The sequence below is a fragment of the Ensifer adhaerens genome (genome assembly GCF_013283195.1).
GTDB lineage: Bacteria > Pseudomonadota > Alphaproteobacteria > Rhizobiales > Rhizobiaceae > Ensifer > Ensifer adhaerens_G.
The window spans coordinates 2,944,810-2,969,330 of record NZ_JABEKT010000001.1; the positions used below are offsets into that span (position 1 = coordinate 2,944,810).

The 24,521-nt window shown below is 62.9% G+C and carries 21 protein-coding genes; 8 read left to right on the forward strand and 13 right to left on the reverse strand.

Annotated features, from left to right (window positions below; genetic code table 11):
• Window positions 1–595: 595 nt before the first annotated feature.
• The gene (locus LPJGGPFB_RS14085) at window positions 596–4,810 is read left to right on the forward strand and encodes a putative Ig domain-containing protein (protein WP_173420467.1); all 4,215 of its coding nucleotides are present in this window, start codon (window positions 596–598) and stop codon (window positions 4,808–4,810) included.
• A 526-nt stretch (window positions 4,811–5,336) separates the two neighbouring features.
• On the opposite strand, the gene gcvA is transcribed toward LPJGGPFB_RS14085, so the two are convergent.
• Complete coding sequence (gcvA, locus tag LPJGGPFB_RS14090; RefSeq protein ID WP_173420468.1) at window positions 5,337–6,227, reverse strand: transcriptional regulator GcvA; 891 nt, start codon at window positions 6,225–6,227, stop codon at window positions 5,337–5,339.
• Window positions 6,228–6,348: 121 nt separating this feature from the next.
• Here gcvA and LPJGGPFB_RS14095 point away from each other — a divergent pair, with 121 nt between their 5' ends.
• Window positions 6,349–7,053, forward strand: a complete 705-nt coding sequence (locus LPJGGPFB_RS14095) for an SDR family oxidoreductase (RefSeq protein ID WP_173420469.1) — start codon at window positions 6,349–6,351, stop codon at window positions 7,051–7,053.
• A 68-nt stretch (window positions 7,054–7,121) separates the two neighbouring features.
• Here LPJGGPFB_RS14095 and LPJGGPFB_RS14100 read toward each other — a convergent pair whose 3' ends face one another.
• From LPJGGPFB_RS14100 to LPJGGPFB_RS14115, 4 genes are all read right to left on the reverse strand, one after another.
• Window positions 7,122–8,054, reverse strand: coding sequence for an MYG1 family protein (locus LPJGGPFB_RS14100; RefSeq protein ID WP_173420470.1), 933 nt, complete (start codon window positions 8,052–8,054; stop codon window positions 7,122–7,124).
• Between the two features lie 212 nt (window positions 8,055–8,266).
• On the reverse strand, window positions 8,267–8,623 hold the full coding sequence (locus LPJGGPFB_RS14105) for a hypothetical protein (protein ID WP_173420471.1): 357 nt from the start codon (window positions 8,621–8,623) through the stop codon (window positions 8,267–8,269).
• 126 nt (window positions 8,624–8,749) lie between these two features.
• The gene (locus LPJGGPFB_RS14110; protein WP_173420472.1) at window positions 8,750–9,718 is read right to left on the reverse strand and encodes a bifunctional helix-turn-helix transcriptional regulator/GNAT family N-acetyltransferase; all 969 of its coding nucleotides are present in this window, start codon (window positions 9,716–9,718) and stop codon (window positions 8,750–8,752) included.
• Window positions 9,719–9,844: 126 nt separating this feature from the next.
• Window positions 9,845–10,477 carry a LysE family translocator gene (locus LPJGGPFB_RS14115; RefSeq protein ID WP_173420473.1) on the reverse strand — a complete coding sequence of 211 codons (633 nt, stop codon included), beginning with the start codon at window positions 10,475–10,477 and terminating at the stop codon, window positions 9,845–9,847.
• A 401-nt stretch (window positions 10,478–10,878) separates the two neighbouring features.
• Here LPJGGPFB_RS14115 and LPJGGPFB_RS14120 point away from each other — a divergent pair, with 401 nt between their 5' ends.
• On the forward strand, window positions 10,879–11,262 hold the full coding sequence (locus tag LPJGGPFB_RS14120) for a hypothetical protein (protein WP_173420474.1): 384 nt from the start codon (window positions 10,879–10,881) through the stop codon (window positions 11,260–11,262).
• 66 nt (window positions 11,263–11,328) lie between these two features.
• On the opposite strand, the gene LPJGGPFB_RS14125 is transcribed toward LPJGGPFB_RS14120, so the two are convergent.
• The 3 genes from LPJGGPFB_RS14125 to LPJGGPFB_RS14135 all read right to left on the reverse strand — a co-directional run bounded on the left by LPJGGPFB_RS14125 (window position 11,329) and on the right by LPJGGPFB_RS14135 (window position 14,458).
• Complete coding sequence (locus LPJGGPFB_RS14125) at window positions 11,329–12,492, reverse strand: Gfo/Idh/MocA family protein (RefSeq protein WP_173420475.1); 1,164 nt, start codon at window positions 12,490–12,492, stop codon at window positions 11,329–11,331.
• Between the two features lie 95 nt (window positions 12,493–12,587).
• Window positions 12,588–13,508: a TIM barrel protein gene (locus LPJGGPFB_RS14130; RefSeq protein ID WP_173420476.1), complete on the reverse strand. Its 921-nt coding sequence runs from the start codon at window positions 13,506–13,508 to the stop codon at window positions 12,588–12,590.
• Window positions 13,509–13,549: 41 nt separating this feature from the next.
• Window positions 13,550–14,458, reverse strand: coding sequence for a sugar phosphate isomerase/epimerase family protein (locus tag LPJGGPFB_RS14135; protein ID WP_173420477.1), 909 nt, complete (start codon window positions 14,456–14,458; stop codon window positions 13,550–13,552).
• A 201-nt stretch (window positions 14,459–14,659) separates the two neighbouring features.
• Between LPJGGPFB_RS14135 and LPJGGPFB_RS14140 the strand changes: the two genes are divergently transcribed.
• Together LPJGGPFB_RS14140 and LPJGGPFB_RS14145 are read left to right on the forward strand one after the other, a co-directional pair.
• Window positions 14,660–15,664, forward strand: a complete 1,005-nt coding sequence (locus LPJGGPFB_RS14140; RefSeq protein WP_173420478.1) for a substrate-binding domain-containing protein — start codon at window positions 14,660–14,662, stop codon at window positions 15,662–15,664.
• Window positions 15,665–15,999: 335 nt separating this feature from the next.
• The gene (locus tag LPJGGPFB_RS14145) at window positions 16,000–16,245 is read left to right on the forward strand and encodes a helix-turn-helix domain-containing protein (RefSeq protein WP_077505834.1); all 246 of its coding nucleotides are present in this window, start codon (window positions 16,000–16,002) and stop codon (window positions 16,243–16,245) included.
• A gap of 296 nt (window positions 16,246–16,541) precedes the next feature.
• On the opposite strand, the gene LPJGGPFB_RS14150 is transcribed toward LPJGGPFB_RS14145, so the two are convergent.
• From LPJGGPFB_RS14150 to LPJGGPFB_RS14165, 4 genes are all read right to left on the reverse strand, one after another.
• Window positions 16,542–16,979: an NUDIX domain-containing protein gene (locus LPJGGPFB_RS14150; protein ID WP_173420479.1), complete on the reverse strand. Its 438-nt coding sequence runs from the start codon at window positions 16,977–16,979 to the stop codon at window positions 16,542–16,544.
• A gap of 189 nt (window positions 16,980–17,168) precedes the next feature.
• Window positions 17,169–18,188 carry a ketol-acid reductoisomerase gene (gene ilvC / locus LPJGGPFB_RS14155; RefSeq protein WP_077505830.1) on the reverse strand — a complete coding sequence of 340 codons (1,020 nt, stop codon included), beginning with the start codon at window positions 18,186–18,188 and terminating at the stop codon, window positions 17,169–17,171.
• 196 nt (window positions 18,189–18,384) lie between these two features.
• Window positions 18,385–19,032: a TetR/AcrR family transcriptional regulator C-terminal domain-containing protein gene (locus tag LPJGGPFB_RS14160; RefSeq protein ID WP_173420480.1), complete on the reverse strand. Its 648-nt coding sequence runs from the start codon at window positions 19,030–19,032 to the stop codon at window positions 18,385–18,387.
• A gap of 272 nt (window positions 19,033–19,304) precedes the next feature.
• A complete protein-coding gene (locus LPJGGPFB_RS14165; RefSeq protein ID WP_173420481.1) occupies window positions 19,305–20,192 on the reverse strand; it encodes a LysR family transcriptional regulator in 888 nt (295 codons plus the stop codon).
• Between the two features lie 160 nt (window positions 20,193–20,352).
• On the opposite strand from LPJGGPFB_RS14165, the gene LPJGGPFB_RS14170 reads away from it, so the two are divergent.
• The gene (locus LPJGGPFB_RS14170; RefSeq protein ID WP_173420482.1) at window positions 20,353–21,249 is read left to right on the forward strand and encodes a DMT family transporter; all 897 of its coding nucleotides are present in this window, start codon (window positions 20,353–20,355) and stop codon (window positions 21,247–21,249) included.
• A 282-nt stretch (window positions 21,250–21,531) separates the two neighbouring features.
• Here LPJGGPFB_RS14170 and LPJGGPFB_RS14175 read toward each other — a convergent pair whose 3' ends face one another.
• On the reverse strand, window positions 21,532–22,146 hold the full coding sequence (locus LPJGGPFB_RS14175; protein WP_173420483.1) for a TetR/AcrR family transcriptional regulator: 615 nt from the start codon (window positions 22,144–22,146) through the stop codon (window positions 21,532–21,534).
• A 96-nt stretch (window positions 22,147–22,242) separates the two neighbouring features.
• On the opposite strand from LPJGGPFB_RS14175, the gene LPJGGPFB_RS14180 reads away from it, so the two are divergent.
• Together LPJGGPFB_RS14180 and LPJGGPFB_RS14185 are read left to right on the forward strand one after the other, a co-directional pair.
• Window positions 22,243–22,995, forward strand: coding sequence for a CPBP family intramembrane glutamic endopeptidase (locus LPJGGPFB_RS14180; RefSeq protein WP_173420484.1), 753 nt, complete (start codon window positions 22,243–22,245; stop codon window positions 22,993–22,995).
• Between the two features lie 160 nt (window positions 22,996–23,155).
• Window positions 23,156–24,511 carry an efflux RND transporter periplasmic adaptor subunit gene (locus tag LPJGGPFB_RS14185; RefSeq protein ID WP_173420485.1) on the forward strand — a complete coding sequence of 452 codons (1,356 nt, stop codon included), beginning with the start codon at window positions 23,156–23,158 and terminating at the stop codon, window positions 24,509–24,511.
• The last annotated feature ends 10 nt before the right edge of the window (window positions 24,512–24,521 follow it).

Sequence of the window (24,521 nt, forward strand, 5' to 3'; positions counted from 1 at the left end):
GTGCGGAAAGGTGACTGATTTGGGGCCGGAAGCGGACTGTCCGGTTCCGAAGAGCAAGGCTGATAAAGCAGACATCCACAGCGCGTTCGAAACATGAAGTACCGTTTCGAATCTCCTCCGGCGCGCCACGCCCGATGATGATGGACTCTACGTCTACGCTATAGCCGTCTAACGCCACATTTTTCGCATCGCCGCCCTCCCCTTTTTTAAGCGAAGTTTATCACCAGCTACGCCGTAGGATTGTATTGCCTCGTGTTTCATGCCAGTGACCGGCGAAGACGCAGAACGGGCGGGCCGCGATGTGGAGTTTTCCTCCTCGCGGTATTCTGTGTGTGGGGGGCGCATGACAATGCATAAGAATTATCTTTATAAGTCAGATGTTTCGCGCAGGCATTGCGCCAAGCCGGCATTTTTCCCGACGTTTCTGGCCTTGATCTGGCTGATCGTCCTATGGCCGGCAACGGCGGCTCAGGCGGCTTGCACCTCCCCACAGACGGCAACCATAACCTCGGGCGGTACGGCAACCTTTGCTTGCGCGGATTTCGGCTTTGATTCGCCCATCGCACCGCCATCCCATGGCAGCCTAGCTTTCGGAATGCCGTCAAACACCCCGCTCATCTACACCAACAATGGTGACGGCGCGCCATTCGACACGTTCATCGTCAAGGATGATAACGCAGTACCGGTTACATTCAACGTCACGATCAATCCGTCGGCCTCCCCGCTGACGGTCACACCTTCAAACGTTGCCACGCCGGCGATCGGCACGTCCTACAATCAGACGCTCAGCACGAGCGGCGGAACCGGCCCCTATACCTACTCGCTCGTGGCAGGCAGCAACCTGCCGCCCGGCCTCACCCTTTCCTCCGCCGGTGTCATCTCCGGCACGCCGACCGGCTCGGGTCCCTACAATTTTACCGTCCGCGTGGTCGATTCGACGACACCGACGCCCCATACGCGCGATAAGGCCTACAGCGTCCTCATCGCCGCGCCTGTCATCAACGTGACGCCTGACAGCCCGCCGGACGGCGGCGTTGGCACGGCCTACAGCGTGCAGTTTTCGGCAACCGGCGGCACCCCGGGTTACACCTATACCCGCGACAGCGGCAGCCTGCCCGCGGGCTTAAGTCTCTCAGGCAGCGGTCTCCTGTCCGGCACACCATCGGCGGTCGGCAGTTCGACTTTCAAATTGAAGGTCCAGGACAGCACCACCATCTCGACCGGCGGCGTGCACTTCCTCCTGCAGGACGTTACCGTCACCATCAATGCCGTCCCCCCGGTGGTGCTGACGCCGACGACCGGCACGGCCCTGACCGCCGGTGCGGTGGGCTCTTCCTACTCGAACGCGTCCATTTCGGCGACGGGCGGCGCCGGAACGATCACCTATGCCGTCACCTCCGGTTCGCTGCCGGCGGGGCTCGCGCTCAACACATCGACCGGTGCGATAACGGGCACGCCAACAGCCGGGGCGCTTGGAACGACGAACTTCACGGTGACGGCAACGGCCGCAGCGGCCGGGTCGGCCGCCGCCAGCTATTCGATCACGATCACCGCGCCACCTTTGGTCCTGGCCCCGCTCGGCGGTCCATTGACATCAGGCACGGCGGGTGTCGCCTATTCGACAAGCATTTCGGCGACGGGCGGCGTGGGAACCGTCACCTATGCTCTGACGGCAGGTGCGCTTCCGCCAGGGCTCACGATGAATACGTCGACCGGAGCAATTAGCGGCACGCCGACCGCTATCGGCACGTTCAATTTCAGCATTACGGCGACTGCCGCGACAAGCGGCTCGGTTGCAGAGGCCTATCAGATCGCGATCGTCGGGCCGCCACTGAATCTCTCGCCGGCGTCAGGCACTGCATTGACCGGCGGCGTGGTCGGTTCGGCCTATACGGACACGTCGATCTCTGCGAGTTCCCCCTTGGGTGGCGTTACCTTCTCAGCAAGCGGACTTCCGGACGGCCTGACGATAAACGCTTTAACGGGCGAAATCACAGGCACGCCAACGGCCGCCGCCCTTGGCACCACAAGCGTCGACGTCGAGGTAATGTCGATGTTCGGCAACGTGGAGCAAGCCACCTATCCGATAACAATTGTGGCGCCATCAGTGGTGCTGACGCCGACGACCGGCACGGCCCTGACCGCCGGTGTGGTGGGCTCTTCCTACTCGAACACGTCCATTTCGGCGACCGGCGGTGTCGGAACGATCACCTATGCCGTCACCTCCGGTTCACTGCCGGCGGGGCTCGCGCTCAACACATCGACCGGTGCGATAACGGGCACGCCAACAGCCGGGGCACTTGGAACGACGAACTTCACGGTGACGGCAACGGCCGCAACGACCGGGTCGGCCGCCGCCAGCTATTCGATCACGATCACCGCGCCGTCGGTGGTGCTGACACCCGCAACCGGTTCGGCGCTTTCGACCGGTACGGTCGGTGTGGCCTATTCGGACACTTCGATTTCGGCGAGTGGCGGCGTGGGGACGATCGGCTACGCCGTGACGAGCGGTGCGCTTCCCGCAGGGCTGAGCCTCAACGCATCGACCGCTGCGATCACGGGCACACCGACCGCCGGAGGCTTTGGCACGGCGACTTTCACCGTGACGGCCACGGCAGCGACATCGGGTTCCGCGGCGGCGAGCTACACGATTGCCGTGGGGGCTACTGCCGTGGTGCTGACGCCGGCCAGCGGTTCAGCGCTTTCAGCCGGTACGGTCGGTGCCGTCTATTCGGACACTTCGATTTCGGCGAGTGGCGGCGTGGGGACGATCGGCTACGCCGTGACGAGCGGTGCGCTTCCCGCAGGGCTGAGCCTCAACGCATCGACCGCTGCGATCACGGGCACACCGACCGCCGGAGGCTTTGGCACGGCGACTTTCACCGTGACGGCCACGGCAGCGACATCGGGTTCCGCGGCGGCGAGCTACACGATTGCCGTGGGGGCTACTGCCGTGGTGCTGACGCCGGCCAGCGGTTCAGCGCTTTCAGCCGGTACGGTCGGTGCCGTCTATTCGGACACCTCGATTTCGGCGAGTGGCGGCGTGGGGACCATTGGCTATGCGGTGACGGCCGGGGCACTTCCCGGCGGTCTGAACCTCAATGCTTCGACAGGTGCGATCAGTGGCACGCCAACGACGAGCGGTGATTTTTCCGTCACCATTACGGCGACGGATACTGTCGGCACGAGCGGTTCGGCCGGCTATTCGCTGAAGATCAAGCCGCCCGAGGTGACATTCGTCTTCACCCCGCCAGGCGGAGCGTTGGATGAAGCGATGGCAGGCGAAGACTACAGCCAATCGATCACCGCAAAGGGCGGAACGGGGGCGCTGATCTACAGTATCGTTTCGGGCAGCTTGCCGAAAGGCCTGGTGCTGAACATCTCGACCGGCGAACTCACCGGCCCGCTTTCCGTCGACGCTGCCGGCACGCATAGCTTTGCCATTCAGGTGCGCGATGGCACTGGTGCTACCGGCAAGGCGACGTTCACCTTGCCGGTGAAGCGGCGGACAGCCACGGTTGTCAACCTCATCGTGGATGTCCCGGCCGGTGGGACGCCTGCGAATGTGTACCTCAACCGCGGTGCGACGGGCGGTCCGTTCACGGGGGCTGAGCTTGCCTTTGTCGAGCCGGCGAATGCCGGCACGGCGACGATCATTCGCGGCGAGGTGGCAGCGGTTGGCGCTGCCACCGCTCCTGCCGGTTGGTATCTGCAATTCAAGCCCGATCCCGCCTATTCCGGCCAGGTGCAGGTCGGCTACAGGCTGATCAGCGCGCTCGGTACGTCCAATACCGGGGTCGTCACCTACCGGCTGGCGCTTGATGCGGACAGGGTCGCCGAGGACATCGATGCATTGGTACGTGGCTTCGTCGAGACGCGGCAGAACATGATCTCCTCGGCCATCAAGGTTCCGGGGCTTCTGGAGCGCCGCCAGATGGAGGCGGCGACCGATCCCGTCACCGCGCGCATGATGCCGTCGCAGGACGGCATGGAGGGGAGCGTTTCCACCGGCCTGCGGCAGATAGAGGCGGCGCGCGACAATGCCGACGGCGTTAGTGCGGCCGCGTCCTCGCCGTTCAACATCTGGATCGACGGCACCTTCCTGGTGCACAACCGGGATAACAATGATGGTCGCTGGGGCAGCTTTGCGATGATCAATGCCGGCGCCGACTATCTCCTGACGGAAAAGGCGCTTGTGGGTCTGTCCTTCCACTATGACCGGATGAGCGACCCGAGCGATGAGGATGCAGAACTGACCGGCAACGGCTGGCTTGCGGGTCCCTATGCCTCGTTCGAGATAGCCCGCAACATCTTCTGGAACGCCAGCCTGCGTTACGGCGGCTCATCCAACGATATCGACACGGCGTTCTGGGACGGCACGTTCAACACGACACGCTGGCTGGCCGACACCGCACTCGAGGGGCAATGGGATATCGACGAAGCGACGACCTTCACGCCGAAACTGCGTATCCTGTATTTCTCCGAAAGCGTCGACGACTACATGGTTCGAAACGATGCCGGGGAAACGGTGGATATCGGGGGGTTCGACGAGGAGCAGTTCCGTGTCAGCCTGGGAGCGGAGATCGCACGATCGTTCACGCTGGAAAACGGCACGCAAATGACACCGAAGCTGGGCTTGACGGGCGGCTACTCGGGCCTCGATGGGTCGGGTGCCTTCGGCTCGCTGACGGCCGGGGTGTCGTGGCAGACCGCGGACCTGTGGATGCTGGACCTGAGCCTGTTGCTCAACATCGCCGACGGCGGCGAGACATCCACTGGTGGACGCGTGCGGACTGCAAAGCAGTTCTGAGGAGCGCAACTCCGTTTCGACAGGATGAGACGGAAGCGCCGTTGGCGTGTCAACGCGAAGTGAGAACTGCCGCCATGCGAATGTGGAACGATATTTTTCCGCGCTGCGCTCCAATGTGCTGGCGGTAGCAGGCTAGGAAGTTCGAACTGACAACATGTGCGAGCGGTCAGTGAGAAGCGGTTGTTCCGTATCGACCTTGAACAGACAGTCGAATAACTTCTCACGGCTCCCGAAAGCAGATTCAAACACTTCACTTGTCGGCTACCGCCAGCGAATCCGGAACCGCTGAGCCAGGAGCAACCGACGTCGCTCCCACGCCATCCGGGTTACGACGCGTAGCTGAGAATGGGCACGGGCGCGCCGTCGGACCATCTACGTCAGGAAGGCAGTGTGAAATCGCCAACACTGAGAGTCATGGCCGCGGCCGACGAAGACCTGGCGATCGAAACGGTCGTGCTTGCGTTTGTGGCGGATCCGATGGCGCGATGGGGCCGAACAGGTCGAGTGCGTCAGGAACGGTCGTCGTTCACTTCCGGTGCGCCTCGGCGATCATCCACGCAACCACCATGTCGATGGCACCGGAATTGCGATAGCGCGGCCACACCAGATAGAAATCCGACGGTCCGAAAAGCGATCCCTCCAGGGCTCGAATGAGGCGACCTTCCTCCAGGTCCCGTTGGACGAAATCCCGGTTCGCGAGAACGATGCCTTGTCCCGCGATCGCTGCCTCGATCGCATGGGACGTCTGGCTGAAGCTGATCCCCTTGAACGACGTCCGCTCCAGTTTTCCGAGATGTTTTTCGATGAACTCCGGCCAGAAATTGTGGGCATCGTGCAGGAGCGTATAGCCGGAAAACTCCGCTGACGTCTTTGGCGGCGGTCGCCCGGATAGCAGCATCGGACTGCCAACGGCGACAATCTCTTGGCCGAACAGCAACTCGGTTGCCAACCCCGGCCCGAATGGCGGTCGTCCGTAGCGCACAGCAAGATCGACACCATCAGCCTGGAAGCTGGACATGCGTTCCGTGGCGAGAATATGCAGGTCAAGCTCCGGATGTCGGGCCGTGAAGTCGGGCAGACGGGGGATCAACCATTTGGACGCGAATGTCGGGGTGGTACTGATCGTAAGACGAACTGGCTGCGGTTTCAGCGCACCCGTCGCTCTTGCGATAATCTCGAAGGCCCGTCGGATATCGGCGATATAGGCACGCCCCTCGCCCGTCAGCGCCAATGTCCGCGGCAGCCGCTCGAACAGCTTCACGCCGAGCTCGCCTTCAAGTCCGCGAACCTGCTGCGCGACCGCTCCCTGGGTGACGCCGAGCTCTTCGGCAGCAAGCCTGAAATTCAGATGCCGCGCGGCAGCCTCGAATGCTTTGAGAGCGTTCAGTGACGGAAGCTTTCCGGGAGCGTCGATCATTCAATAGTTTTTCTACTGCCAGATAAAAGTTGAACTGCTTCGTAAACCCGCGGCGGAAATGGTATGGCAATGCATAGGAATAGGCAATTCGTATGATATTTCCGCGTGAGAGGAGCAAAAGATGTCAGTAGAAAAAGTGGCTATCGTTACAGCTGGTGGCAGTGGCATGGGTGCCGAATGCGCCAGGCGACTGGCTGCCGATGGTTTCAAAGTGGCCGTACTTTCTTCGTCGGGCAAAGGTGAGGCGCTTGCGGCCGAGCTCGGTGGCCTCGGCATCACCGGCTCGAATCAATCCAACGACGATCTCAAGCGCCTGGTCGACGCGACCGTGGAGAAATGGGGTCGGATCGACGTCCTGGTCAACAGCGCTGGACACGGCCCGCGAGCCTCCATCCTCGATATCACCGACGAGCAGTGGCATACGGGAATGGACGTCTATCTGATGAATGTCATTCGCCCGGCGCGGCTCGTCACGCCGGTCATGCAGGCGCAGAAGTCCGGCGCGATCATCAATATCTCCACCGCCTGGGCGTTTGAGCCGTCGGCAATGTTTCCGACATCGGCCGTGTTCCGCTCCGGCCTGGCCGCCTTTACGAAGATTTTTGCCGACACCTACGCTGGCGACAACGTCCGCATGAACAACGTTCTGCCCGGCTGGATCGACAGTCTTCCGGCCACGGAAGACAGGCGCGAGGCCGTACCGATGAAGCGCTACGGCACAAGCGCCGAAATCGCTGCGACCGTTGCCTTTCTTGCTTCCGAGGGCGCAGGCTACATCACCGGGCAGAACCTCAAGGTCGATGGTGGCCTGACACGCTCCGTGTGACGTGAAAAAGCTGGGCTAACTCGCCTTTGCGCTTCTCGGCCTCATCCGGGGAAGCAATGTCGTCTTCGTCAAGCGGGCTCGACGGCCACAGCCTCAGCGACCGCCAGCTCCGCCATGGCCAATGCCGCCTCGCGGGTCCTGGCGGCGGCAATGAAGCGGCCGTTGTGGCAGAAGGTGGCGCCCTCAACGCCGCAGGCGGCTTCCAGCGCCTCGTTGGTGAGGCCTGCCCAAGCGGCCGGCAGGTCGGCGCGCAGCTCAAAACCCTCGTCGGCGCGGCGGATGCCGGTCAGGGTCCAGTCCTTGTCGCGCGGGTGGACGACGAACAGCAGGTGGTCGGCGCCGGCTTTTACGATGGCTGGGCGGAAGGGCATGCCCATCGGCAGCTCCAGCACGCGGCCCTCGCCGGTCGCAACGATCGCCTGGTGCACGACGGCTTCGGCGCGCAGTTTTGCAGCACTCCGTCCGACGCTCGCCTCGACGAAGCTGCGGGCGATCGCAAGCGCTGCGTGGAAGGCGCGCTCGTCGGCATCCGGATCGGTCTCGTCGAAAACGGGCTTCAGGGTTTCCAAGAGCGCCGGCAGCGTCAGGCCGGCAAGCGGCCCGGCGATGGAGGGGCTGAGCGCGCCGTTGTCGACCAGATCGACCGGCAGCACGAAGCTCCGGTCGAAGGAGGCGTGCACCGCCTCGACATGCGCTTCCGGGACCCCGGAGGCGACGAGGTAATCGCGGCCATAATGCTTCCAGATCAGGCCGAACGAGCTCAAAGGCTGGCCGTCCTCGCGCAGCGGCGCGCCGCGCTGGTGGTGATCGAAGATCTGCGCTTGCGCATCATAAGCGCCGCCGACATCGTAGATGATGCGGTCCGCGCCAGGCGTGATCCACTCCGGCGCCCGGCTGCGCACGATCTTCGCTTCCGGGAACAGCCGGGTCAGGATGACGCTCGACATCAGTTCATCGGCATGGAAGCCACCGGAATGGGTGACGAGGAAATCTGGGGTCATGCCGGGATGCGCCTTGTGGTTTTCTGAAAGGGTACGCCCGAGGGGCGTTTGCGGTTGGCACCAGATAGCCTTTGCCCGACGCCATCTCAACCCACCCATTGCGTATTCCGGTATGCCTTCAACGCCCGGCTTCGACCCGGCGGCCGGCGATTTCCCGTTTTGCTCCAACCGCTGACTTGGATGCGGAACGTCCAAAATCTCGAAAACCTGCCTCACAAGCCCGGTTCTTGTGACAACTCCTCCAACCAGGCGCGTGCCAGTTTGGGTTCTCCCATCGAATTTGCGGTGTTGGACGAACGCATCTTCAGCAAGCGCTGATTGAGAGGAAATGGTTCGGCATAACCAAGTTTGCGCCGGAGAGCGTCAACATGCGATCCAAGATCCAGCAGCTCTGACGCATCGTGGGAAGAGAGCCGCTTCCTGAGCCGTTTCCCGAGGGAGGCCAAGGCACCATCGTTTTGTCCGAATAGCCCTGACCGGCCATCGACGCAGCGCTCAAGCGCTTCAATCAGCAATGTGAGGTACTCAGCCTCCAATGCCTTCAGCAATGTCTCGCCAGATCGCTTCATCCCCATCACCTCTGAAAACCAAGACCGGCGAAGCCCTCGCAAAACGCCCATTCTCGGATAATTGAGTTCAAAAGAATGCCCTTCGAAAACACGCTCGGGAAGAAAACGCCTGCAACCCTATCTGTTTCACCTTCCAATTTCGATACGCGCCTCGCGATTCAGCCCTTGGCCGAGATCGAGCGACCAGGTCTGGCCCACCAGATCCTTGCCGAAGGAATGGTGCGGCGCTTCCTCGACAAGCGTGAAGCCGGCGCGCTCGTAAATGCGGCGGGCCGAAGTCAGAACGCTGTTGGTCCACAGCACCAGCGTGTCGTAGCCGACGGCGCGGGCGCGCTCGATACAGGCGGCAACCAGCGCTGCACCAACGCCACGTCCGCGCGTATCCGGCTCCACATAAAGCAGCCTGAGCTTGGCGACACCGGGCTTGTCGCTCGCCACCAGAAAGATCGAGCCGACGATGCGCCCGTCAATCTCAGCAATCCAGGCGGCCTCGCGGGCCGGGTCGTAGGATTTGACGAAGTCGCCCAGGATGCCCGCAGCCAGCGCCTCATACTCCTGGTTCCAGCCATATTCCTCGACATAGAGAACCGTCTGGCGGTGGATGATCCAGCCGAGATCGCCCGGCTTCAGATCGCGCAACTGCAGCGCCCCTCCTGCCTTTTCCCCCAGGACTTCACTGACGATGCCGGTGGCCGCGATCAGCCGCCTGCGCTCGGTCGGGGCAAGGGTATCGAGCAACGCGCCGATGGCCGTGCAGGTGTTCTGCTCCAACGCGGCGAAGGTGGTGCGGCCCACAGGCGTGAGCGCGATCGGCTGCCGGCGGCCGCCTTCCGGACGCTCCGCCTTCTCCACCAGCCCACGATCGGCAAACCGCTTCAGCGTGCGGCTCAGCTGGGCGCGGTCCACTTGAAGCGTCCGCATGAGGTCGGCCGCGGTCGGCTCGTCGCGATGAGCAAGCTCGTAGAGGATGCGGGCTTCGGTGAGCGTGAACGGGCTCTGGTCGAGATGGGCGTTCAGCAGGCCCAGACGGTTGGTATAGAGGCGGTTGAAGGCGCGCAGCGCCGCCACGTCGGGGTGGTCGTTGGGGAGTGTCATCGGGGTGATCCAGCCTTAAGTTGACTCAATCAACAATGATTTGTTGATTGAGTCAACATGCAATTATCCTGACACCGTGTGCTCAGGCATTGCAGGCATGAGCGCCGAACCGACGAGGAGGTCGCGTCAGTTCTTGGCACCGAGCGCCAGCCGGCAGGCAAGGCCGGCAAAGACGCCGGCGAGCAGATATTGCGGCAGCCTCCTGAACCGGGCGGGTGCCGAAAGCCGGCTGCGGATCTGGCCGCTGAGCAGGATCACCGTGCCGTTGACGAGAAAGCCGATGCCGTTCAGCACCGTTGCCAGCACCAGCGTCTGCACGATGATCGCGCCGTTTTCCGGCCGGATGAACTGCGGAAACAACGCCAGCACGAACAGCGCCATCTTCGGATTGAGCAGGTTGGTCAAAAGCCCCTCACCCAGGATCCGCCGAAGCGACAGGCGTTTCAGCGACGAGGACGGCGAAAAGTCGATCGCGTGAGAACGAAGGGTCTTGAAGGCGAGATAGAGAAGATAGGCGCAGCCGGCCCAGCGCACGATCTCATAGGCGATCGGCACGGTGGCGATCAGCTGCGACAGCCCCAGCGCCGCGGCAAGCGCGTGGCAGTAGGTGCCAAGCGCAATGCCGGCATAGGTGAGAAACCCCGCCCCCTGCCCCTGGCTGACGCTGCGCGAAGCGATCAGCAGCATATCGGGACCCGGCGTGGCGGTCAGCACCAGCGAGGCGGCGGCAAAAAGTGCAAGTGTGGAAAAATCCGGCATGACATCTTCCTTTGAGGTGGCCGGAATTCCCGTTTAGCCGGATTCGCGGGAATGGCAAGGCCGGAGCGAAAGACGGCACGAAATGCCATTTCCTCAAGGAAACGCCGGCCCGGAAGAACCACCGGATTGGCGGGCGACAGGATCGGCAAGACAGGCGCGGCACGAACAGGCGCGGCAAGCGTTTGCGCGCAGGCGTCTGCGTTGCGGGACATGTACCGGCATTGTCACAATCGGCGTTGCCGCGACCGCCTGCCCGCCCGCTTCGTTGCCGCGTGAACGAAGGACAAGCGCCAATCACCCATGCTGTTTTCTGCGTTAAGCAACGCGACAAATCCAGGTTGCACGCTACGTCGTCTGAACGTAGAGCACGTTGCCATAGTATAATCAGGGGTTGAAATTTTATGTCCATTTCAGTCAAAACATTGCTCGCCGCGGCGGTCGTCGGCTTCTTCCTCGTGCCGGGCCTCGCCAACGCCGAAGCCTTGGCCCAGCTCGAAAAGCAGGGCTACAAGGTCAGCAAGCTCACAAAGAACAAGGCTGGTTCGCAGGGCTGGATCGCGTCGAACGGCGACAAGCGGTTTTTCTGCCGCATGAATGTCAGCATAGCCGTTGTAAGCAAGAAGGAACTGGTGGGCATCACTGCGGGCGGGCGCCTGGTTAAGATGAACCGCGCCACCTACGAAGCGACGTTGGGTGGGCCCGATCCGTCTCTGCCGCTCTGGAGCGACCTTCAGGCCGGCCGCGTCAAGGCCCCTCACGTCAAGGGCTGCACGCCCCTTCGCTAATCTGCACAGGCAGGCCAGCACCTTGGTTTAGGCGCAGGCCTGCCCTCGCGATCGGTCGCCCGCACCTTAGCGATAGTCCACCCAGATGCCGCCGGCATCGGCCGAGCGCACGCAGTTTTCCACCCAGCGCACACCTTCGAGCCCGGCGTCGACGCCGGGGAAGACAAGATCTTCAAGGCCCTCGGGCGCAAGGCCTCGTGTGCCGCTGATCGCCAGCCCGAAGCGGCGATAGAGATTGGCCCAGGCCTCGAACAGGCCTTCCGGGTGGCCGCCGCCGATGCGGTCATCGATCCGGGCTTCCGGGTAGAGATAGTCCATGCCGCGCTCGAGGATGCGCACCGGCTCGCCCTGGATCTCATGGGAGAGCTGGTTCGGCCGTTCGTCCCACCATTCGATGCTGGCCTTCGAGCCGACGATGCGTACCTTCTGTCCGTGCATCGCGCCGGCATTGACGGCGCTCGACCAGATATTGGCGATGGCGCCGTTGTCATATTCCATCAGGGTCACGGCGTTGTCTTCGAGCGGCGCCCGGCTCCTGACGAAACTCTGGCGGACGCATATCAGCCGCTTGATCGTCAGGTGCGGCAGGATCACCTCGGAAAGGTAGAGCGGGTGCGTTCCGACATCGCCGAGCACATAGCTCGGCCCTGCGAATTTCGGGTCGACGCGCCAGCGGATCGACGGGTTCTGCTCCTCGACAGCGGCGCTGTGGAAACCATGGGCAAACTGCAGGTTGACGATGCGGATCTCTCCGAGATCGCCATTTCTCACCATGGCGCGGGCCTGCTCGATCATCTGGTGGCCGGCGTAACCGTAGGTGACGCCGACCATGCGGCCGCGCGCCTCCGACAACGCCTTCAACTCCTCGGCCTCGGCCACCGTAAAGCAGAGCGGTTTTTCGCAGATCACATGCAGGTCATGCTCCAGCGCCGCCTTGCTGATGGCAAAATGGGTGTTGTTGGGCGTGGCGATCGACACCGCCTCGATGCCATCGGGCATCGCGGCCTCGGCGGCAAACATCGTCGCATAATCCGGATAGCTGCGCGCCGGATCGAGGCCGAGATCGAAGCCGAAGGCGCGGCCGCGCGCCGCGTCGATATCGAAGGCGCCAGCGACCAGCTCGAAGGTGTTGTCCCTAAGCGCCGCGGAGCGGTGGATCGAGCCGATCTGGCTGCCGCGCCCGCCACCCACCATCGCCCAGCGGATCGGCCTGTTCTTCGCTTCCGTCATGGTCAAGTATCCTGTCTATGACGCATGGCGTGCCTGATGGCACCGACATGCATGAAATCAAAAGTTTGAACGGCTCTGTGCGTACTGATTACAAATCAGAAGCCGACTGAAGCGAGGTAGTCGCGGCTCTCCCGGACATCCGCCAGGCTGCCCGCGACGCTTCTCGGGTCGCGCTCCTGCTCGACCGTGATGAAGCCGTGGTAGCCGATGTCGGCAAGCGTCTGCCTGATGGCGGGGTAATCAATCACCCCTCGGCCGATCGGGCACATGACGCCTTCAGCGCAGGCCTCGAAGAAGCGGATCCTTTCCCCCATCACCCGGTCGAACACCGTCTGGTCGATATCCTTGAAATGGACATAGTCGAGCCGGTCGGCATAACGCCTCAGCGTCTCCACCGGGTCCATGCCGGCGTAGAAGGTGTGGCCGGTGTCGAGGCAGAAGCCGGCGATCTCCTGTGGCACGTCGCGGGCGATGCGCTCGATCTCGTCGGAAAATTCGATATAGCCGCCGGCATGGGGATGGATCACCGCCCGCACGCCATAGGCATCGGCGCGCTCGGCGATCGCCTTGATATTGGCGACCATGCCGGCCCAGGCCTCGTCCGAAAGTCGCGGCGCGCGGTCGAAATGCCCGGCCGCATAGTCCCGCTCGTCGTGCCCCCAGTCCATGACGGTCAGATAGGGCGTCGCAAACCGCTGGCCGGCCACCTGCGGCGGCTGAGGCAGCCTTGTGATGACGGCGCAGATCTCGTCCGTCTGACGCAGCAGGCTGTCGCGGTTGTCGGGCGAAACCAGATCGTCGAAGATCGTGCCGGCGACGATGAAGAGGTTACGCTCGGCAAGGGCTGCCGCAACCAGCCGGTCGTCGAGCGGCACATAACCGTAAGGTCCGAGTTCCAGCCCGCCATAGCCGGCAGCGGCCGCCTCGTCGAACACGCGGCGCCAGGCCGGCAGGTCGGGATTGTTGACGTCGTCCACGCCCCAGCAGCAGGGGGCGGTCGTGATCGTGATGCTCACGGCTTCATTCCTTGATCGAAAGGGTGTCGGCAGGCCGCGGCTCAGCCGCGCGGCCAGTATTTGTCGACGTATTTCTGGATCTCGGCACGCATGAAGCGGCCGGACTGGTCGGCCCTCTCCTCCCAACCGAAGACGCAAGCCGTGACGATGCCGTCGAAGCCGACCGCGGCGAGCGAGGAGAAGAACACGTCCCAGTCGATCTCGCCCTGGTACATGTCCATGTGCTGGTGGATCGTCACCTTGGCGCCCGGCGGATTGACGATGTAGCGCAGGCCCGAGGAGGCCTTGTGATTGTAGGTATCGGCGACATGGACGTGGTTGATCAAAGGCCCGGCGTCGCGGATCATCCTCGCCATGTCATCGCCGAAATAGAAGGTATGTGGCGCGCAATAGAGGAATTTGACGTTGTCGGAGCCGATGGTCTTCAGCATGTCGATCGCCGGGTGCAGCGTCTCGCACCAGTCTTCGGGATGCGGCTCCATGTTGAGCGTCACGCCCTCCTTTTCAAACACCGGCACCAGTTCCTCGATCGACCGCCACCATGCGGCCTCGCTGTGCTCGTGGCTGTGCATGCCGCCGCAGCAGCTGGAGCGGTGGCCGCGATCGGGCGATGGCCCGCGCCCGAACTCCGAATTCATCGTGTCGCAATCCATCTCGACGGCAATGCGGATTGCTTCCTTCCAGTAGCGCACCGCCGCCTGGCGCTCGTCCTCGTGCGGGCTTGCCCAGCGATACATCGGCAGGAGCGATGCGAGCTTGACGCCATGGTCGGCCAGCGCCTTCTTGAACTCGGCGATGCGCGCCTTGTGCGCCCGCGGCCGCACCCACCAGGGCAGAAAATCGTCGCGCGGCGACAGCTCGATATGGTCGTAGCCGAGGTCGGCCGCCTTGCGGCAAAGCTGATCCAGCGGCAGGTGGCGATGCATATGCGGGTCGAGTGCGATTTTCATGGTGCTCCTCCGTCATCCCTTGGCCATGAGCGCAGCGGGATGCTCCTTCGCGGGATCGTTTCGAACTTCGGTGTGTCCTCCCGAACTGCCAATACGATAGCCCTGCCCCACGGCCCGGTTCCAATGCTTCGATGATCAAATTTGATCATTGACCGCACGGGCCGCGAATGCTGATCTCAATTTGCGGATCCGGAGGTGACGGTGGCGAAGAAGACGTTGAAGGATGTGGCCAGCGAAGCCGGCGTCGGCACGGCGACGGTCGAGCGCGTGCTCAACGGCCGCGGCGGCGTGCGGCCGGAAACGGTGGAGAAGGTCCTCGTTGCCGCCAGAAGGCTCGGCTATGGCCGCGCCCTGCCGGAGGCACATCACGGCGTTGTTCGTATCGAGGTCATTCTCGTTCGCCCGGAAACCAGCTTCTATTCGCGCATGAACGAGGCCTTCGAGCGCATCGCGGCATCACTCGACCACGATATCGCCGTCCACCGCACCTTTGCCCGCGAAAACGACCCGGTCGATTTTGCCCGCATCATTGCCAATCCGAAGCTGCGGCGCTCGGCGCTGATCGTCGTGGCGCCGGATCACCCCGACGTGGTGGAGAGCGTCAGGAAGGCCGCAAGCCGCGGCATTCCCGTCGTCCAGATCATGACCCGTCCCGCCCCGGAACTGCCCTATGTCGGCATCGACAACTATGCCGCCGGCCGCACCGCCGCCCATTACATGTCGCAGATGCTGTCGGCACGCGCCGGCACCCTCGTCGCGCTTTGCCACAGCGGTGCCTACGAGAACCACAAGGAGCGCATTCGCGGCTTTTCCACCTATCTCGCCGAACGGGGCAGCCCCGCGCACCGTTTCGCCGAAGTGATGTTCGACCGCGACGACGAACATGATGCGATGGAGCTTCTGGGCAAGGCGCTTGCCCGCGACCCGGATATCGTCGGCGTCTACAGCGCCGGCGGCGACAACAAGGGCGTCGCCCGGATATTGAACGGCAGGGCCAGGGACGCAATCTTCTGGGTCGGTCATGAACTGACCGACCAGACGCGGCGCTACCTGCGACAAGGGCTGATGGCAATCGTGCTCGACCAGGCGCCGGAGATCCAGGCCCGGCGCTCGATCGACCTCACCTTGAAAAGTCTCGGCCTCATGGAGGTCGAGGTCAGCTCCGAACCCGTTCGCTTCCTGACCGTGACCTCGGAAAATCTTTGATCAAAGGCCCGCCTGCGGCCAGTATTCGCATCGAAAACAGTGCCATTTCCCATCCACAGCACGCGCTCGGCGCACTTTTTTCGGAGGGGCGGCTGCCTCGCCCAAGGCCCTGTATCGTAAGGTTTCCAAACGATTTTTTCAGGAGCGACCGCGGTCCCGCCGGCCGGTGATACCGCTCTATCCACTCAAAAATGCCTTGGCCAGGTTGCCTTGACGGTCGCCCTGGCTATATTAGCGATGCCTGAACGCCACTCATTATTCGAGTCGCACGATATTTTCGGGCCCCCTTCACCCGACAAAACTCCTTGTCGGTGGACGAACGAAGGAGACACTTCATGTCCTTTAAGAAAAATCTGAATAAGGCTACCGACGCCACCGTATCCCGCGTCAGCATCGGAGCCGCCGTAAAGCGTTCGCGTGAATCCCACGGCTACACTGTCGATGAAATGTCGGTCACCACAGGCCTGACGGAAACCGAAATTTCCAAGGTCGAACTCGGCGCAGATACCGATCCCGTCAAGCTGCAGCGCATCGCCGCTGCCTTGCAAGTACCGCCTACCACCTTCACCGCCATGCGATAGCGGCGGTGCCGGGCATCATGCCCAAGCCGGGCGCATTGCCCACCCCGATTGCGGACTGGACGTTCCATTCTCTTGCAGCAAGGCGGAAATGCCGCTGCTTCAAGCCGAGAATCTGAACTGAAATCTGGCCGTCACGGCCATTGGCTCAAAAGGGAAAGCCGGGGTTTTGCCCCGGCTTCCTTCGTTTTCAAAGGGCGCGACACCCCGCGCGCCGCTATAGATATACCCTGATCTTCGCCGCCCTACACAGGACCGCCTCGACGGTGACGTCGACCAGCGCATTCTTCAGCGCTCGCTTAGGAAAACAAAGCCGAAGCGGGGTACGGCAATGCAAGCGGCGGCATCTCGTCGCGCGCAAAAAATCGCAGCGACCGCGTCTCTTCGTCCGTCCACGCTCTTCCGTATTCGACGACCCGGCATGCGAACAACGTGACGACATACTCGACCCGATCGCCATTCGGGTAGGTATAGCGAAAGTCCCGCCCGCCGAAGACGCCGAGAATGGCGGCAGGGGTGACCGCAAGGCCGGTTTCCTCCATCACCTCCCGAATGATGGCCTCCTGCGGCGTCTCCCCCGGCTCGATCGCGCCGGCCGGCAGACTCCATCCCTCGCCCGACGCTTTCTCCTGCAGAAGCAAATTGCCCGCATCGTCGTGGACGACGGCCGCGACGGAGGGCAGCAGGAGCAGGCGGTTTCCGATCAGGCCGCGCAATTCCGTCAGATACGATCTCATCCAGGCTCTCCCTCGGCGCGCAAGCCTCAGTTGAATACCGGAAAGAGTGGCACCCATGAGGCGCTGCCGGCTGCCGGCGGATGTTTCCGCGATGAGCCGACAAAACGCCTCTCGCCGCATAACGCCCTACCGAAACAGAAAAGCCGAGGTTTCCACCCCGGCTTTCCTCATTCAACTGTCGGATAAGGCTTAGTTCTTCGCCTTGTCGACCAGCTTGTTCTTGCCGATCCACGGCATCATACCGCGGAGCTTGGCGCCAACTTCTTCGATCTGGTGGTTGTCGTTGACGCGGCGGATGCCCTTGAAGCGGGCTGCACCCGACTTGTATTCCTGCATCCATTCCGAGGTGAACTTGCCGGTCTGGATGTCGGTCAGGACGCGCTTCATTTCAGCCTTGGTTTCAGCCGTGATGATGCGCGGGCCGGTGACGTATTCGCCCCACTCTGCCGTGTTGGAGATCGAGTAGTTCATGTTGGCGATGCCGCCTTCATAGATCAGGTCGACGATCAGCTTCACTTCGTGCAGGCACTCGAAATAGGCCATTTCAGGCGCGTAGCCGCCTTCGACCAGGGTTTCGAAGCCAGCGCGGATGAGCTCGACGAGACCGCCGCACAGAACGGCCTGTTCGCCGAAGAGGTCGGTTTCGCACTCTTCCTTGAAGTTGGTTTCGATGATGCCCGAACGGCCGCCGCCGACGCCGCAGGCGTAGGAGAGCGCGAGGTCAAGGGCGTTGCCCGAAGCGTCCTGGTGAACGGCAACGAGGCAGGGAACGCCGCCGCCCTTCTGGTATTCGCCGCGAACCGTGTGGCCCGGGCCCTTCGGCGCGATCATGACGACGTCGAGCGTCGCCTTCGGCTCGATCAGGCCGAAGTGAACGTTGAGGCCGTGGGCAAACGCGATGGCAGCGCCGTCGCGGATGTTGCCGGCGATATCGGCCTTGTAGATTTCGGCCTGCAGTTCGTCAGGCGTTGCCATCATGATCAGGTCGGCCCACTTGGCGGCTTCTGCGACCGAGAGAACGGAAAGGCCATCGGCCTCGACCTTGGCAGCGGTTGCCGAGCCCGGCTTCAGAGCGACGCGGATTTCCTTGGCGCCGGAATCCTTCAGGTTCAGCGCGTGGGCGCGGCCCTGGCTGCCGTAGCCGACGATAGCGACCTTCTTGGACTTGATGAGGTTGATGTCGGCATCACGATCGTAATAGACGCGCATTTTGGTGGTCCTTCCCGTTAGTTGTCTGTTGTTTCCGCTGCGTAACATCTGAACCGATCGATCCAGACATCACCCAGCAATTCCGTGTTCTGCAGAAACTGCGGCGCTTGCCAGCGCACAGTCTTGCAATTCCAGTACTGCAGCGACCTTTGCGTCTCTTCGACACCCGGCGCTGCTGGCAGAGATCTCCCCGCCGTTAGACCTTCTTGCCGTAAAGCGTGAGGAAGGCGCTGACCGCCTGCTCCGCCTTGCGGCTGAAACCTTTTTTCATCTCGCCGGCCTCCTCGCCCAGCAGCATCTTCAGGTGCCAGTCGGAAACGACCAGCCCGTAAAGCGCGCCATAGGCCTCGTCGGCATCGTCGAATGCCAGGAGCCCCGCCTTGCGGCCGGCCTCAAGCAGAGCGGCGGCCCGCCGCCCGATCTGCCGGCGGCCGCGCTCCTGCAGCATGTGGCCGAGCTTGGAGCCTTCGCGGCTTGCCTGGCCGATCGCCAGCCGGTTCAAGGCCAGCGACACGTCGCCGGAGAGAACCTCAAGCAGATCCTTAGCAAACACCACCAGGTGCCGGCTGAGACTCTCCGCGTCGAGCGCACTTGCGGCAACGTCCTGCGTGCGAACCTTGCTCGCCTGGAAGCCGATCATCGCCGACAAGAGCCCGTCGCGATCGCCGAACCACTTGTAGAGGCTTTCCTTCGAACAGTTGGCCGCCCGGGCGACGCCTGCTGTCGTCAGCGCCTTCTCGCCGCCGTCGACCAGCAGACGCAACGCCTCTTCAAGAACAACGCCCTGACGCTCGGTCAGGCCGTTCCCGGCATTCGCCTCTCTTGTCGCAGCAACGCTTTGCACCTGGCTCCACCCATTTCAGTACCGTACGGTACGGTTCGCATTCTTCTAGTGAAGCGCGCGGAAGGCGTCAAGACGATTTTGTCGGCGGCGTGAAATTTCGGTGGCGGCGGCGGAAGCTGGTCCTGGGCCGCGGCTGCAAGCCGGACGGGGTCAATGCACCCGTCGGCATCGGAAAGCATCCCGCCCATCCATTATGCGCGTCTCCGCCGTTCCCTCCTCCAACGACGCTCCTTCCGGAACGAAAGGCATGCGATAGCTGCGGCGTACCGCCATCAGCCGGCGATGGCCAAACCTCCGTATCGGCCGGTTTCCTTCTCGATCTCGCCGACCAGGCTGTCCAGCGCCGGGTTTCTCGATTTCCTTGCACGGCGGACGACATAGGCGAGCGATGGCGGCCGAGGCAGCCGGTCAGTGACGACGTGCATCTCGCCACGGATATGCCGGTCACTCACCAACGCCACGCCCATGGCTGCATTGACGGCCGAGACGATCCCGGCGGCACTCGAGCACTCGAAGACGGTTTCGAGAACCGCATCGTCCTGGCCGATGTCGAGTGCCCACTGGCGGTAGAAGCACTCATCGTCGAACGACAGAAACGGGATCGGGCCGTCCTGCGGGAGCGCCAGATCCGGATGCTTCACCCAATGAAGCTCCTCACGGTACAGCACGACGTCGGCGGGACGCACCTCATGGCTGAAGACCTGGACGATGGCGGCATCGAGCTCGCCCCGTTCGAGCATGGCGCGCAGGACGAGGCTCATGCGCACCTTGGTGCGAACCGAGACATTGGGATGCAGGCGCCGAAACCGCCCCAGGATGCGGGCAAGGTCGGTACACGCCGTATCTTCGGTAAGACCGAGGGCAAGCCTGCCCGCCAGCGGGGTCTTCGAGAGGCTGAGCAGAGCCTCGTCGTGCAACCCGAGGATACGGCTGGCATAGTCGAGCAGGTCTTCCCCCGCAGCAGTGAACATCGGAGCCTCCGGCTTCCGGCTCAGCAGCTCGCAGTCAAGGCTGACTTCCAGCCTCCTGATCTTGTGGCTTACGGCAGACTGCGAGAGGCCCAGCGCAGTGGCCGCGCGGGTAATGCCACCATGGTGGCGGATTGCGCAGAGCGCCCGCAATGCGTCGATCTCGAGGCGGCGACTGTTGAGTTCGGTCATGGCCATCTCCGTTCCAATCTCTTCCGAAATGGACTTATCACGAACGACGCCCGTCATGACACAGATTTGCGCGATGTCATGCATCCATCGAAATTTGTCATGTGCGCGCTTGGCACTATCCGCCTATTGGTTGCTCATATTCCCACAGCCAGAGACCCCGATGACCGACATTGCGCTTCCTTCCGCCAACGCGAGCCGCCATCCGCTGCTCTGGCCTTTGCTCGCCACCCTCCTGATCATCGGGTGGAGTTCAGGCTTTGTCGGCATCCGCTATGCAAACCAGGAGGCTGGCGTCATGCTCCTCCTCTTCTGGCGCACGCTGCTGTCGGGACTGATCCTTCTGCCTTTCGCGTTGGCCATCGGGCCGCGCCTGTCCATGCGCGCGATCAGGGATCAGGCCCTGTTCGGCATCATGGCCGTGTTCCTCTATCTCGGAGGCTTCGCGCTGGCCATCGAACAGAAAGTGCCGACAGGCCTGGTCGCGCTCATCGCCGACCTCTTGCCGCTGGCGATCGCTGCCCTTTCGCAGCCCGTCCTCGGCGAGCGCCTGACCCGGCGGCAATGGCTGGGCACCGCGATTGCCGTCGTCGGCGTCTTGATCGTGTCCTTCGATAGCCTCAGCTTCGGCACGGCCCCGGTCTGGGCCTACGGGCTGACGGTTGGTTCGATGCTGATCTTCGCCGTCGCCTCGGTCCTGCACAGGCGACGCAAGACGCAAGCCATGCCTGTCCACCAGAGCCTGTGCATCCATACACTGACGGGTTCGGTTCTCTTCGGCCTGTGCGCATTGACGCAGGGCAGCCTAGCGCCACCGATGACCCGTGATTTCGCAATCGGGATGATCTGGCTGGTGCTGATCGCAACGTTCCTGGCCTATGCCGTCTACTACACCAGCCTGCGGCTGTTCCCGGTGGCCAAGGTGAGTGCCGCGATCTACCTCAGTCCACCCGTGACGATGCTGTGGGCCTGGATGCTGTTTTCAGAACCGCTGACGGGCGCGATGTTTGCGGGGCTCGCGGTGACGCTGGTTGGTGTGTGGATGACCTCGCGCGGTTGAGCACTGCTTGTTCCGGACACCGAATGTGCCGTGCGCGGCCACTGGTTGCATTTGCTGGCCACCACCACGCTCATGCAGCTAGAGGCTCAGCTTCCGTGCCCCATTTCACCTGCCGGCGTCTGCCCCACAGTAAACAGGGCGACCGACGATGCGACAGGCTTTTCGTCAGCTCTTTGCGAACCGGGCGGCGACAATGGCCAAATCCCCTCTCCCCGCATTCTTGGGAAGGGCTAGGGTGAGGGCAAATCTCGCGGGCGCTTGAGCAGAGCGAGTGCGCCCGCCTCAGGCGCCGGCGCGCCGCACATCTGGAATGACGCTGCCAAGGACGCCACGAACCAGAATGCGGGCTGCCTTCGCCCGCCCCTCATCGTTCGCCGAAGGCTGCAGGAGCGCGACCAAAGACAGGCCCTCCAGCGCGGCAAGCAGGGCTTGCGCGTGAACACGCGCTGCGCTACCGCTCATGTCGCCACTGCCAAGACGCGCAAGCGCCATCGAAAGCGCTAGCGTTGCCCGCTCCAAGCGGGCGGAAAAGATTGCCGCTATGCGCGGGCTGCGGTGGCTGGCCCCGACGATTTCCAGCCAGGCGGCCACTTCGCCGGCGTTCCAGTCCCGCATCGAGGCGATGTGATCGGCAACAAGCGCCTCTTCGAGCCCCTGGAGATCGCTTGCCATGGTCTGCGGAAATGCGTGGTCCGGCAGAAGCTCAGCCACCAGCCCTTCGACGATTGCCTCCTTGCCGTCGAAATGCACATAGACGCCGCCGATGCTCATGTCGGCCTCGCGGCAGATGTCGCGGATCGACGTCGCGGAAAAGCCCGAAGCGATGAAGCAGCGCATCGCCGCATCGAGAATGTGGCGCCGGCGCTCCTCGGCCCTGTCGCTGGATAGGCGTGGCAAGAGATCCTCCCGGTAAAAACGAACGTTTGTTCTCATGCAATTGACAGGCCTGTCAACCGATCATAAAGAACGAACGTTCGTTTTATGGAGATTGATTTGAGAACCTCTGCCTCTTCCCTGCCCCCGATCTATGCGCTCCAGTCCTGGGCGATCTTCATGGGGCTTTCGCTCACCGCCGGCACCACCATTTATCTGCTCATTCCCTTTCTTCTCGAGCGCGGCTGGAGCGGCCCCTACGCTGTGATGGTGCCGCTCGGCGCAAACTTCCTCCTGATGTTCGCGATCACCTTCGCCGGTCTGCGCCGGGAGGGCGCAACGAAGGCCTGGCGCGAGCGCCTCCGGCTGCCCCGGCCCTCGGGGGCCGATATCGCGAGCGGCGTCTTCATCGGCCTGTCGATGATCGTCTCCATCGTTTTCCTCGAAAGGTATGTGCAGGATTTCATCCTCGATAACGTGCCGATGCGCCCGCCGGAATGGTTCCTCGATGTGCTGAAGACCTCCGGCACCGTCTTCGGCGCGCCTGGGCTCGGGCGCTGGGATTTCCTGGCGCTGCATCTGATGCTGTTTGCGCTCAACATCTTCGGCGAGGAACTCTTGTTTCGCGGCTATTTGCTTCCGCGTCAGGAGGCCGCCGGCTACCGCCATGCCTGGATGTTGAATGGCCTGCAGTGGGCCGCCTTCCACTGGTTCTGGTTCCACGTTCTGCCGGGGCTCCTGCTGACGAGCCTGCTGCTCTGCTGGGTCACGCAGCGCCGCAAGAGCACCTGGTGCGCCATCATCGGTCACGGCATGCCGAACGGTCTGGCCGTCATCGGCACCTTCCTGACGGTCTCGGGGCTGAAAGGGTAACACCAGGGAGCCCTTGGCTGCGGGAACATTGCGCCTCCCCGCAGCCAAAACATTACAATAATATAATGATCTCAATGCTTCACGGCCCGGCCGTTTGTGCCTATTTGCTGCTAGGATGATTTGCGCCTGTGATGATGGCGCGCAAAAGCCGGGAATGGGCATGAACAAGACAGGCAAGACGGCACGCACCGAGAGCACGCAGCGCGACGACGCGACGCCCAACGTCACCTTCATTCCTGGCGTAGCCCCCATCAGGCGCAAGCGCCGCTCGCGCACCTGGCTCTGGGTTCCCGTCGTGCTTGCCGTCGTCGGTGCCGGCTATTACGGCTGGACGCGCTATGCGACGAACCCGACCACCACTGCCATGGTCACAGAGGTCGTCGCGCGCGGCGATATCGAAAACAGCGTGACCGCCGTCGGCACCCTTGACGCGATCAAGTCGGTTGATGCCGGCGCCCAGGTCTCCGGCCAGCTGAAGGCCCTGCACGTCGATATCGGCGACAAGGTCGAACAGAACCAGCTCGTTGCCGAAATCGACCCCGCGACCATCGAAAACCGGATCGAGATCGACCAGGCCGAGCTTGCCAATCTGCAAGCGCAGCTGATCTCGAAGAAGGCTCAGCTCGTCTTGAAGCAGGCCAATATCGACCGCCAGCGCAACCTGGTGGTTGCTAAAAGCATCGCCCAGTCGACGCTCGACCAGGCGATCGCCGATCTTGCCGCGGCCGAAGCCGACGTCAACGCCATCGAAGCGCAGATCCGCAAGCAGCAGGCGACGCTTGCCGGCGACAAGGTCGATCTCGGCTACACCAAGATCTTTGCCCCCATGGGCGGCACCATCGTCGCCAACCCGGCCAAGGAAGGCCAGACGCTCAACGCCAACCAGACGACGCCGACCATCGTCACCATCGCCGATCTCTCCACCATGACCGTCAAGGCGCAGGTGTCGGAGGCCGATGTCGGCAAGCTCAAGGTCGGCATGGATGCCTATTTCACCCTGCTCGGCCAGCCGGGCAAGCGTTTCGAGGGCAAGCTGCGCCAGATCCAGCCGATGCCGGACACGGCAAACAACGTCGTGCTCTATTACGCCCTCTTCGACGTGCCCAATCCTGAAGGCGAGCTGATGATGTCGATGAGCGCCCAGGTGTTCTTCGTCCAGTCCGCGGCCAAGGACGTGCTGGTGGTGCCGAGTGCGGCATTGCGGATGAGCGGTGAAAAAGGCACGGGCCAAGCTGGCGGAAAACGTGGCGGCAACGCAGGCGCTGCCGGCGGCAAGGCCGGCGCTTCCGGCGGTAGCGCCGGCGCTGCCGGCGGTAGCGCCGAGGTGACTGTCGTCACCGCCTCCGGCGCGCTTGAAACCCGCGCCGTCGAGGTCGGCATCCGCAACCGCGTCAATGCCGAGATCAAAAGCGGCTTGAACGAAGGCGATACCGTCGTCGTCGCTACCGGCTCCGACACCCCGGCAGCAGGCAGCCGCGGCGGCCAGCGCGGCATGCGCATGCCGCCGATGTTCTAAAGGCCAATTC

Coding starts and splice junctions, on each gene's coding strand:
- LPJGGPFB_RS14115 (WP_173420473.1), bottom strand. CDS start 10,477: ATGCCGGATTTTTCCACACTTGCACTTTTTGCCGCCGCCTCGCTGGTG.
- gcvA (WP_173420468.1), bottom strand. CDS start 6,227: ATGATCGACGCTCCCGGAAAGCTTCCGTCACTGAACGCTCTCAAAGCA.
- LPJGGPFB_RS14110 (WP_173420472.1), bottom strand. CDS start 9,718: ATGACACTCCCCAACGACCACCCCGACGTGGCGGCGCTGCGCGCCTTC.
- LPJGGPFB_RS14185 (WP_173420485.1), top strand. CDS start 23,156: ATGAACAAGACAGGCAAGACGGCACGCACCGAGAGCACGCAGCGCGAC.
- LPJGGPFB_RS14120 (WP_173420474.1), top strand. CDS start 10,879: ATGTCCATTTCAGTCAAAACATTGCTCGCCGCGGCGGTCGTCGGCTTC.
- ilvC (WP_077505830.1), bottom strand. CDS start 18,188: ATGCGCGTCTATTACGATCGTGATGCCGACATCAACCTCATCAAGTCC.
- LPJGGPFB_RS14125 (WP_173420475.1), bottom strand. CDS start 12,492: ATGACGGAAGCGAAGAACAGGCCGATCCGCTGGGCGATGGTGGGTGGC.
- LPJGGPFB_RS14150 (WP_173420479.1), bottom strand. CDS start 16,979: ATGAGATCGTATCTGACGGAATTGCGCGGCCTGATCGGAAACCGCCTG.
- LPJGGPFB_RS14170 (WP_173420482.1), top strand. CDS start 20,353: ATGACCGACATTGCGCTTCCTTCCGCCAACGCGAGCCGCCATCCGCTG.
- LPJGGPFB_RS14095 (WP_173420469.1), top strand. CDS start 6,349: ATGTCAGTAGAAAAAGTGGCTATCGTTACAGCTGGTGGCAGTGGCATG.
- LPJGGPFB_RS14145 (WP_077505834.1), top strand. CDS start 16,000: ATGTCCTTTAAGAAAAATCTGAATAAGGCTACCGACGCCACCGTATCC.
- LPJGGPFB_RS14165 (WP_173420481.1), bottom strand. CDS start 20,192: ATGACCGAACTCAACAGTCGCCGCCTCGAGATCGACGCATTGCGGGCG.
- LPJGGPFB_RS14135 (WP_173420477.1), bottom strand. CDS start 14,458: ATGAAAATCGCACTCGACCCGCATATGCATCGCCACCTGCCGCTGGAT.
- LPJGGPFB_RS14085 (WP_173420467.1), top strand. CDS start 596: ATGCCGTCAAACACCCCGCTCATCTACACCAACAATGGTGACGGCGCG.
- LPJGGPFB_RS14100 (WP_173420470.1), bottom strand. CDS start 8,054: ATGACCCCAGATTTCCTCGTCACCCATTCCGGTGGCTTCCATGCCGAT.
- LPJGGPFB_RS14105 (WP_173420471.1), bottom strand. CDS start 8,623: ATGAAGCGATCTGGCGAGACATTGCTGAAGGCATTGGAGGCTGAGTAC.